Origin of the sequence: Bacteriovorax sp. DB6_IX, assembly GCF_000447775.1 — a bacterium.
In the GTDB taxonomy this organism is placed as follows: domain Bacteria; phylum Bdellovibrionota; class Bacteriovoracia; order Bacteriovoracales; family Bacteriovoracaceae; genus Halobacteriovorax_A.
Map to the genome: position 1 here is coordinate 1 of NZ_AUNJ01000387.1, position 9,924 is coordinate 9,924.

The window sequence follows — 9,924 nt, forward strand, 5'->3', positions numbered from 1 at the left end:
ATTTCCTCTTTAACAATTGGTAGGGGGAGATCAACTTTAATCATCCCTTCTTCACTGCGACCATCTTGCATTCCCAAATCTTCATAGGATTTGGCGACAACATTTGTCGAAAAAATGGACACTGAACAAAATAGTGATAGTAAAATGACTAGTTTTCTCATAAATCTCTCTCAAATCGTAAATGATGGTTATTTATTGCAGGAGCTGTGCCAAGTAGTGTCAAATAGGCCTTTCACAATAAAAATCCCTTTTTCTATGAAATACAGTCTGTTAGAGAAGTTTTGATGGGTTTTCAGGGCTTTAACTGGCCTAGAAACGGCTATTTTTCTTACATTTACACGGTTCTAAGCTTGTTGGAGACTGAATTCATTGATTGGATTTCGATAAGTTTCTATTGTGGCTATAAATGAGTGAGGAGGAAATATGAGAGTTATACTGTTAACAATTCTATTATCACTAGTATCTTGTGGCGGAGAGAATAAAGGTAATCCTGACGGGGATAGCACTGTTACTGGAAATGAGTTTCAGGCGGCCATTTCTAGCTGCTCGAATGGAAGAAGTATTTCAATTAATGAATTAGATAATATTGTCTATTCAAAGTCTCAGGAGTTAGGTCGAGTTTATCCTGGCCTTACTAAGAGAGTTGTTGAATCTTCTAACATGAATACTTATGATCACTTTGGAAATCCTATCTCATGTCTTATTCAGACAATTAAAGAGTCGGTTGTTGTTAGCTATAACGGGTATACGATTTACTCTCTAGTTAAAGAGAGAAGAGAGACGAATGACTCAAAAATTGAGTGTCAAAGAAGTAATTATTCTAAAGAGTATATTCTTTCTGAGCGAAAGGATCCGATGGATTTATTTTCTAGAGTAAGTTTTAATTTTAACAATGCACTTATCAAAGTTTTAGATCTTAAGGATAACTCGAAGCAAGTTTGTTTGCAGAATAAGTTTAACTCTTCTCAACAGTTTACTATTAAGCTAGCTGGCCCTATTTGGAATTCAGAAGCACTTTCTATAGAAGACGTTTTTAGTCAGTATTCGAATACAACTTTAACAAAGCGTGTTCAAACCTACCGATTAGCTGATCAAAATACCGGTCATATCAATATCTATAACTACCAAATCATACATGACTAGGTAGTTCTCTCTCAAAATGGTGCCAAGAGACTAGTGTTTCTTGGCATTTTTCTTAATATTCTTTGTCATTTATCGCTGACTTTACATTTGCTCTTGTTACCGAGAAAATATGGGAACAACTTTAAAAATAGGAAAAGCAATGGATTGGCGAATTAATAGCATGGAAGACTATAATCAAAAATATGAGAAAGCTCTCAATAACCCTGATGCCTATTGGGGAGATATTGCAAAATCATTTGATTGGTTCAAGGAGTGGAATTCAGTTCGTTCTGGATCAATTCAAGATGCAGATATGCGTTGGTTTGATGGGGCACAATTAAATATTACGGTTAACTGTTTAGATAGACATTTAAAAACGCAACCAAATAAAGAGGCCTTACTCTATATTCCAAATGACCCAAGTGAAGAAGCAACTCGTCTTACTTATAAAGAGCTTCATGCTGAGGTTTGTAAGACTGCAAATATGTTTAAATCTTTGGGTGTTAAAAAGGGTGATAGAGTTTGTCTTTATATGTCTATGGTTCCGGAGTTACTTATCTCTGTTCTTGCATGTGCAAGACTCGGTGCCATTCACTCAGTTGTCTTTGGAGGATTCTCTGCTCAAGCTCTAGCTGGAAGAATTGAGGATGCAAGTTGTACACTTGTCGTCACAAATGATGGTGGACTTAGAGGAAATAAGACGATTGAATTGAAGAAAATTACAGATGATGCTCTTGCTATGAAAGAGTGTGCTTGTGTGAAGAATGTCATTGTTCACAAAAGAGCAGGTAATGAAGTCTCAATGAAAGAGGGACGTGATCACTGGTGGCATGATCTAATGAAAGATATGGATACTCAATGTGATCCAGAGGTAATGGAAGCAGAGGACACTCTCTTTGTTCTTTATACTTCGGGTTCAACAGGAAAACCAAAGGGGATTCAGCACACAACAGCTGGTTACATGGTTTGGGCAGCGTATACTTTCGCTAATGTGTTTCAAGTTAATAAAGATGATCTTTATTGGTGTACAGCTGATATTGGTTGGATTACCGGGCACACTTATATTACTTATGGGCCGCTATTAAACGGAGCAACAACTGTGATGTTTGAAGGTGTGCCAACGTGGCCGGATGCTGGAAGATTTTGGGACATTGTTGACCAATATAAAATTACTCACTTTTATACAGCTCCAACTGCCATTAGAGCCCTCATGGGTTGTGGGAATGAATTTGTTGATAAATACAAATTAGATTCCTTAAAGGTATTAGGTTCTGTTGGAGAACCTATTAATGAAGAAGCGTGGCATTGGTATGATGAGCATGTTGGAAAGAAGAAATGCCCAATCGTTGATACTTGGTGGCAAACGGAGACTGGAGGAATTTTAATTTCACCTCTTGCTGGAATCACGAAGTTGAAGCCTTGTCATGCAACACTCCCACTGCCAGGAGTTCATCCGGTTCTTATGAATGAGAAGGGTGAAGAAATTATGGAAAGAGAAGCTGAGGGGAATCTTTGTATTAGAAACCCTTGGCCTGGAATGGTGAGAACAATTTACGGTGATCATGAGAGATTTAAAAATACATATTTAAGCGCTTATCCAGGGATGTATTTTACAGGAGATGGTTGTAAAAGAGATGCTGAAGGCTTCTATAGAATTACTGGACGAGTTGATGATGTTATCAATGTCTCAGGGCATAGAATCGGAACTGCTGAGGTTGAAGATGCTATCGACCAACATCCGGAAGTTATTGAAGCTGCAGTAGTAGGTTTTCCTCATGATATCAAGGGGCAGGGGATTTACGCTTATATTATAATATCAGCAAATGCTGGAGATAATATTCAGAAAGAGGTTCTCGATACAGTGACTAAATTTATCGGACCGATTGCAAAACCAGATAAGATTCAAGTTGTTAAAGGTCTTCCAAAAACAAGATCAGGAAAGATTATGAGAAGAATTCTTAGAAAGATTGCTGCTCATGAGTTTGAAAACTTTGGCGATACTTCAACCCTTCTAGATCCAAGTGTCGTAGATGAAATTAAGGAAGGTGTTCTATAAAGCAGAACGTTGGAGATAAATTTAATCATCAGGACTTCTTTAGGGCCCGTGATATTGCGGTTAAGATTACTCATGAGGCATTTGAAGAGTGTTATGAGGGAATGAGTGAAGAAGATGGTCATGCTATTCTTGAACGTCTTATGAAAAAGTATCACGTAGAAAAGAAATGGCATCCTTCAAAATTTCGCATTGGTATAAATACTATCAAGAGTTTTAAAGATAAGTCAGAAGATAAGATCATCTTAAATAATGGTGATCTTATCTTTATTGATATTGGTCCTGTTTACTTGCAACACGAAGGTGACTTTGGAAAGACATTTCTTTTTGGAGAGGATAATTCCGAGCGAGGACAAATTATAAAAGACTTAGAGTATATCTTTGAGAAAGTCAGTTCGAAATGGAAAGAAGAAAAGCTAAATGGAGTGGATCTCTACCGTTATGCTCGTGAATTAACTGAAAGTTTGGGGCATCAACTTAATGAAAGAATGACCGGACATCGAGTTGGTGACTTTCCTCATCATGTCTATTATCGTGGTGGACTCAATGAATTTGAAGAATACCCTGTGAAAGACTTATGGATCTTAGAGTTACATATTTTATCGAAATGTGGTACTTATGGTGCATTCTATGAAGACTTGCTTTATGAAGGGGAAAGGGCTTAAAACTTCATTTCGTAATTCACCCAAACCGAGTCTTCTGATCCCACTACATCTCGAGTCCTTTGTAGCTTAACTGAAAGAATTCCATTTTCAGCAACACTTTGAGTTGTTCCAACGCTGTAAGTTTCTCTTCCATCTGCTGATTGAGTGACTTCCGAATTGAAGAGAACACTTTTACCATCTCTTACCGAAGCGGTATACCTCTGATTACCTAGAGTATCCGCTGAGAGAACCCCTGTCACATTGTAGCTGTCGTAAATATCTACTTCGTAAGGAACTCCAACATTGATATTGTCTTGTCTGGCAGTTACATTGAACAAGGCCTGTTGATCAGCTTGGTTGTAAAGTGAAGCCCTAAGAGTTTCTCCATTTCCTGAATCAACCTCGACATTCCCTTTTACACTATAGACCTCAGTAACTTCTTGTTCATAGGGAACTTTGAGATTTGTATTCGAACCGTCAACTTTTAGTTTCATGACTTCACTCTTATCTGTCATATCAACTACAGAAACTTCTGCTTCCTGTGATTTGGTATCAACATTGACTGTAGACTTCACGAGATAGTCATCAAAGAATTGGTTTTGTGCTTCTACTGTAAGAACTTTTACTTTCTTTGGAATATAGTACTTATACTCTAGATCTGGCCCAACAACGGCCTTGACATAATCGGCACCACTATCTGATGCCCAGCTGAGCTCCGATTGGTAGGCGAGATTTCCTGATGTCTTTTCTTTGAATGAGGGGGCGGTAATCTTAGAATCGACTCCAAGTGTAGGAAGATTATAATCGGTCTTTTCTTTTTTCTTTATCACAGAAATGTTGGGGTCAACATTGGAGATTGTATAGTAACTGACTTTCTTCTTTTCATTAGCTGAAATTTCTATTTTGATTAACTTGTCGAGATCATCACCAGTACCTCTTAGCCAAACTGTTTTATGACCATCGGCGATTCGATGAAAGCGAGCCCCTAAGAAGAATTCATCGAACTCTTGAGAAAACTCTAATGTTAAGTCCTCTTCAGAGATTTTTGTGAAGTCATCAGAGAGGTTCGGGTCATGCTGAATATCAACACAATTGGTTTTATTATTCTTTGTGATCTCTAGAAGTGTTGAGACGGCAATAAGGTTGTCAATCTCTAAGGATGCTGCCGACTTTGGATCTTGAGCTTCAGGAAGTTTCGAGACAATATCATTTATTTGCTTGGTGATTTTTAGCATATCATCACACTCAACACAAACTTCCATATCAATATAGGATTTCGTGTCAGCAGGAGCTGATTTCGACTTTATCCATTTCATATCCTTTCGAATTTGTTTTCCTACTTTAATCATTGAGTCTAGGTCATCACCAAATAACGCCTCATACTTTTGTGTAATGGCATCTTCTGAAAAGACATCGTCGATTGCAAATACAGGAAGTTGCAGGGAAAGACATATGAATAGGGTAATGAGATGGAACTTATTCATCAATAGCATATCGTCATAATTTTCATTTAACTTGAGCAAAAAAGACGGTTAACTATCTGTTTGAAATTGTTACATTATTCGTACTTCGATCTAGTTTTTAGAAGGAGCTAGGAGTATATTTGAGGCAATTGGAGACATTGTGAATTTAGGATTTATCGTTCTTGCCTATATTGGGCTTATGGCCTTAAGCTTCTTTGATAATGGAAGGGGAGCGGCGTACCCAGATATTTTGGAGCATTTTAAAATATCAACAGATATGGGATCATATCTCTTCTCCCTTGTTTCTTTATCTGGTTTATTCGTTAATATTTCCAGTCGTTGGTGGTTGCCAATTACTGGACTTGTAGGTGGAACTCGTTTTGCGATGTTCTGTATTGGCCTTGGAAGTTTTGGTGTTTCCTATGGTGCAAAGCTTGGAAACTTTCCAATTGCACTAAGCTTTGCAACTGTTGCAGGTTTAGGCTTAGGGGCCTTTACAATTATAATGAATATTCTTGTGGCCGAAGGAGCGCCGTTAAAATCTAGAAGACGTTTTCTCTCTGGACTCCATGGGGTCTATGGAGTTTCCTCTTTTTTAGCACCACAAATAATAAATATCTTTATTTTCTATGGAACGAATTGGATTGAGTTCTTTCAATATATTTCTATTGTAACAGGTTTAGTTATTCTCTATTCATTTCGAGTTCATGACACTCATAAAGAGTCATTTAAAGAAGCTGAAAAAGCTTATCCTATTAAGCTCTCGTCAAGATTAGTCATTGGGCTTTTTATGGGGCTCTATGTTGCAAGTGAAATTGTCGTCTCAAGTAGATTGTCCCTTTACTTATCAAGGGCCTTAAACTTTGAAACTGTCTTGGCCAATAGCTATTTAAGTTACTTCTTTATCGCTCTAATGACAGGAAGACTTCTCTTTGCATTTGTTAACTTTAAGCATGACAACCGAACTCTACTTCTCTTGGGGTATTCAAGTTCGATTATTTGCTTTCTCATAGGACTCTTTGTTCATCCTCTAGGACTTTGTGCTGTTGGGTTTACGATGTCCTATATCTTCCCAGTGAGCATGGACTGGCTAAATGAAAAGTTTGGTAGCAAGACACATATAATGCTTTCATCTGTTATGACGACTATTGGTGCCTCGTTAAGTTTTATGCATTGGGGGTTTGGACAACTGGTCGAGATAGTTGGGGTTGAAAAAGCATTCTATGGTTATCTTGTGTTGAAAGTAATTTCACTGATTCTTTTCTTATTTGCAGAAAAAATAAAAGTTAATCTTTCAGAAAGTGCTGAAGCGATTGCTTAAACTCTTTCAGATTGAGTGGTGTTTTCTTTATCCAATATTTCTTTAGTGCTTCTCTTTTATCAAAGGAAAGCGTTTCCAAAGTATCTCTGACAAAGTTGATCTCGGAAGGAGTGAGATATTCCTTCTTTTTCTTGGCGAGAGATTCTGGAGTAAGAAGTGAGTACTGCCAAAGTTTATATTGAATGAGATGATGCCCAAATCCTTTAAAAACAACTCTTAGGTCAGTTGACCTTTCATAGCGCCTTTTAGATTTTTTTCTCAATAGTCTAAGGCCAACAGATAGGACCTTCTTATCCTCGTAGTCTTCTGTGTGAATTAACTCATGTGCCATAACTCCTAAGAGAGCGTCTCTTGGAATATCCTCTTCAAATATTAGCGGATTGACTCCAATTTTATATTTCTTCTTTCCTAGAATAAGCCTAGGGAAGATATGAAAATTTGATTCCATGAAGTAGTTAGGGTTATCAATTCTGTAGAAGTCCATAGTCAAATTCTTGGATCCTAACTTTTGATGAGTACTCTTTTTCATATAGTTATAGATACTTCTCACTCTCTCTTCGTGCTCAGGTGATAGTGGAGCCGCTAAACAGAGTTTTGTAAGGAGTAGTGAAAATAATATTAAAGAGAATTTCTTCATACTCTTACTATAAATTACTTAAGCCTTTTTGTGGGGTATTGGTGAATTCTTTTCTTCTTTGTAAAAAATCTAGTCAATTTCTTATCTTACGCACTTTGTATTCCGAGAAGTCATTGAGGTTTAAGATGAAGAAGTTATTGAAATTACTTTTATTTATTCCGACTTTAGGGTTTTCTTGTGACCAGTACAATATTGTATTTGAGAGTTTAAAAGAGATACCTATCGTGAAGTCTGGAAAAGTTGAAAAACTAGAGTTATGGGGAGAGCTTCCAGCTCAACTCAATATTAATGATTATGAGATGCTTGATCTTAGAGTTAGAGCGAAATCAGAAGGAGAGTTAGCTTACAAAGTTATGCTCTTAAAGAATAAAAAAGTTCTAAGCTCAACAGAGGTTAAAGCAAAGAAGTCTTTCGCTAATATAGGGAGAGGATTTGGCACCCAGTTTCAAAAGGCTCGAGACGAGGGTGCTACTAAGTTAAAGATTGAAGTTATGTTTGATAAGAATAAAAAATGTAAGAAAGAGGTGAAGTTATGGCCTGGAGATTAGTCTTAATTTTACTTCTGGTTTCGAACTCGATTAATGCGAATGAATATAGTTGTATTCAAGCTCAGATAACAGAGGCTCCTTTCTATGTCTCTGATGAATATAAGCAAGGTGATCGACTCTATGAGAATTTACGTTCTGTAGATGAGCCCTCAAAGATAGAGTATTATTTACCACGAGAGACTCTTGTTAAAGTTGAGCCAGAGTTATTTGAATATTCTGATCACCCTTCTTATAGGCTTCCTATACGTGTCATAAGTACTCCTTCTGAGAAAAGGGAAGAGTCTGCTAAGGGAGTTTCGGGAAGAGGTCAGAAGAAAAGATTTCTTCACACGATGAAAGGGATCAAAGGCTTAAAAAGAGCTGAAAAAGGAACCGAGGGGTTTGTTCATAAGAAATCGCTTCGAAAAGTTTCGGAATATGTTTTTGTTTTAAAAGGGGATGCTCCACTTTTTAAAACTCCCGGTAATATTGATCAATATTCAATGTCTCTAAGTTTTGATATGACAGATGATCTTTTCAATGTCGAGAGATGTTGCTTAAAAGATGATGAGGAAACTTGCTTTGATAAATACAAAATTAAAGTTAAGGACTCATTTGGAAATGAAGTTGCTAACGAATATATGCATGTTGATGGTTGTGGAATGTTTGACCATGTTGAACCAATAAGAAAGGATATCGCGGATTCAGTGTTACCAGTCCTTCGAAAGGTTAGGGACCAACAAGGTTTTTGGGGACACACTGTAGGAGATTTAGAATTGCTTTCTCCTCATCAAACATGGAAGCGTTCCGATAGTGATGAGGTTCGTCCAACTCTTTCTAAGTTTCCTTTAAATAGCGAGGGGCTTGGACCGTTTAATACTTATCACTATAAGCCTGATGATAAATTAAACTCAGATGCCTATCTTTTACCTGCAACTCAGTGTGCTTTTTTATCAGCACTCGAAGAATTTAATAAAAATTGTGATGAAGACAATCCAGGATGTTTAGTACAAATTGGAAATATGTATCATCACAAGAATTGGAACGTTCATGTGAGTCATTGGACTGGAATGTGTATTGATGTACGCCCATTGCGAACAGATGTGGTTGGAGATTATTCTAACGGCCTGACTTACAGGAGTCGTGCTTACTCTAGAGAGAGAACGACCAAGTTCATCAATGCTCTATTCAAAGCTGGTGCAGATCCGGTTATTTTCAATGACCGTAAAATTAAGGCGTCAAAGAGGGTTTTGCGAGATTCGAAGGGGATTCATGATAATCATATTCACTTTTGTTTTAAGCCAAATTCAAAAATAGTTAAACAAGCTTGTGATTAATGTAAGTTTTATGATCAAGGGTTAAAGTTCTAATCTAAATTTAACCTTTAGAAAAAAGAAAGATTGTTTAATAAACGAGGACATATATTAATTTTCTAATCATTGATCTCATGTTAGAGTTAGAAAATTAGGAGAAATTATTAATGGTTACGATTCATATTTTATTAGTTGATGATGAGACTGATACAGAGTTTTTATTTAAGTCATTTTTTAGGAAATGGATAAAAGAAGGAAAGGTTAGACTTTCTTTTACTCCTGATGCATCTCAAGCTTTAGATAAGCTCTCTGTAGAAGAGGGGAAAGATATCATTCTTATTCTTAGCGATATCAATATGCCTGGTATGGATGGTCTAGAACTCCTAAGAACAGTTAAAAAGAAGTACCCTCAAATTGATGTGTTTATGATGACGGCATATGATAATGAGCAATATCGTAAAGATGCTGAAGATGGTGGTGCTCTAGATTATCTGACTAAGCCAATTGATTTCAATTATCTTAAAGAAGAAATTCTCAAGCTTCATCCACAAATTTGTTAGAAAAAATTATATTGATAATATGAAAGGGCCACGATTATTCGTGGCTTTTTTATGCAGCTAATTTAAGAGTCTCTGATTTTATAATTTTACACTTAATGACAAATGTCGTGTGTTTAGCTTGTTTATCGTAGATCAATAGGGCATCATTTTTCTTTGCTAACATTCCAGATAGACTTAATCCTAAACCTGAACCTTTACCAAAGTCCTTTGTTGTAAAGAGTGGAGTGAAAATCTGGTTGGCCTTTTCTACTGGGATACCTTCACCAGAATCGATAATTTTAAAA

10 protein-coding genes are annotated in these 9,924 nt (G+C 36.7%); 7 read left to right on the forward strand and 3 right to left on the reverse strand.

Features of this window, described 5'->3' with window-relative positions; all coding sequences use genetic code 11:
- Positions 1-423: 423 nt before the first annotated feature.
- The 3 genes from M901_RS12295 to M901_RS12305 all read left to right on the forward strand — a co-directional run bounded on the left by M901_RS12295 (position 424) and on the right by M901_RS12305 (position 3,840).
- Positions 424-1,143 carry a hypothetical protein gene (locus tag M901_RS12295; protein ID WP_021278530.1) on the forward strand — a complete coding sequence of 240 codons (720 nt, stop codon included), beginning with the start codon at positions 424-426 and terminating at the stop codon, positions 1,141-1,143.
- Between the two features lie 139 nt (positions 1,144-1,282).
- Positions 1,283-3,178 carry an acetate--CoA ligase gene (acs, locus tag M901_RS12300; protein ID WP_034722068.1) on the forward strand — a complete coding sequence of 632 codons (1,896 nt, stop codon included), beginning with the start codon at positions 1,283-1,285 and terminating at the stop codon, positions 3,176-3,178.
- 53 nt (positions 3,179-3,231) lie between these two features.
- Positions 3,232-3,840 carry a M24 family metallopeptidase gene (locus M901_RS12305; RefSeq protein ID WP_255345249.1) on the forward strand — a complete coding sequence of 203 codons (609 nt, stop codon included), beginning with the start codon at positions 3,232-3,234 and terminating at the stop codon, positions 3,838-3,840.
- Here M901_RS12305 and M901_RS12310 read toward each other — a convergent pair.
- Positions 3,837-5,303, reverse strand: coding sequence for a hypothetical protein (locus tag M901_RS12310; protein ID WP_021278533.1), 1,467 nt, complete (start codon positions 5,301-5,303; stop codon positions 3,837-3,839). The genes M901_RS12305 and M901_RS12310 overlap by 4 nt on opposite strands.
- Before the next feature lie 139 nt (positions 5,304-5,442).
- Here M901_RS12310 and M901_RS12315 point away from each other — a divergent pair, with 139 nt between their 5' ends.
- The gene (locus M901_RS12315) at positions 5,443-6,603 is read left to right on the forward strand and encodes a sugar MFS transporter (RefSeq protein WP_021278536.1); all 1,161 of its coding nucleotides are present in this window, start codon (positions 5,443-5,445) and stop codon (positions 6,601-6,603) included.
- On the opposite strand, the gene M901_RS12320 is transcribed toward M901_RS12315, so the two are convergent.
- A complete protein-coding gene (locus tag M901_RS12320; protein WP_021278534.1) occupies positions 6,569-7,240 on the reverse strand; it encodes a hypothetical protein in 672 nt (223 codons plus the stop codon). The two genes, M901_RS12315 and M901_RS12320, sit on opposite strands and share 35 nt — an antisense overlap.
- A gap of 125 nt (positions 7,241-7,365) precedes the next feature.
- Between M901_RS12320 and M901_RS12325 the strand changes: the two genes are divergently transcribed.
- From M901_RS12325 to M901_RS12335, 3 genes are all read left to right on the forward strand, one after another.
- On the forward strand, positions 7,366-7,788 hold the full coding sequence (locus M901_RS12325) for a hypothetical protein (protein ID WP_021278532.1): 423 nt from the start codon (positions 7,366-7,368) through the stop codon (positions 7,786-7,788).
- A complete protein-coding gene (locus M901_RS12330; protein ID WP_021278537.1) occupies positions 7,773-9,104 on the forward strand; it encodes a hypothetical protein in 1,332 nt (443 codons plus the stop codon). Before M901_RS12325 ends, M901_RS12330 begins: the two co-directional genes overlap by 16 nt.
- A 143-nt stretch (positions 9,105-9,247) precedes the next feature.
- Positions 9,248-9,640 (forward strand): response regulator, encoded by a 393-nt coding sequence (locus M901_RS12335; protein ID WP_021278531.1) that lies wholly within the window; start codon positions 9,248-9,250, stop codon positions 9,638-9,640.
- A 49-nt stretch (positions 9,641-9,689) separates the two neighbouring features.
- On the opposite strand, the gene M901_RS12340 is transcribed toward M901_RS12335, so the two are convergent.
- On the reverse strand, positions 9,690-9,924 hold a 235-nt coding region (locus tag M901_RS12340; protein ID WP_021278527.1), incomplete at its 5' end, for an ATP-binding protein.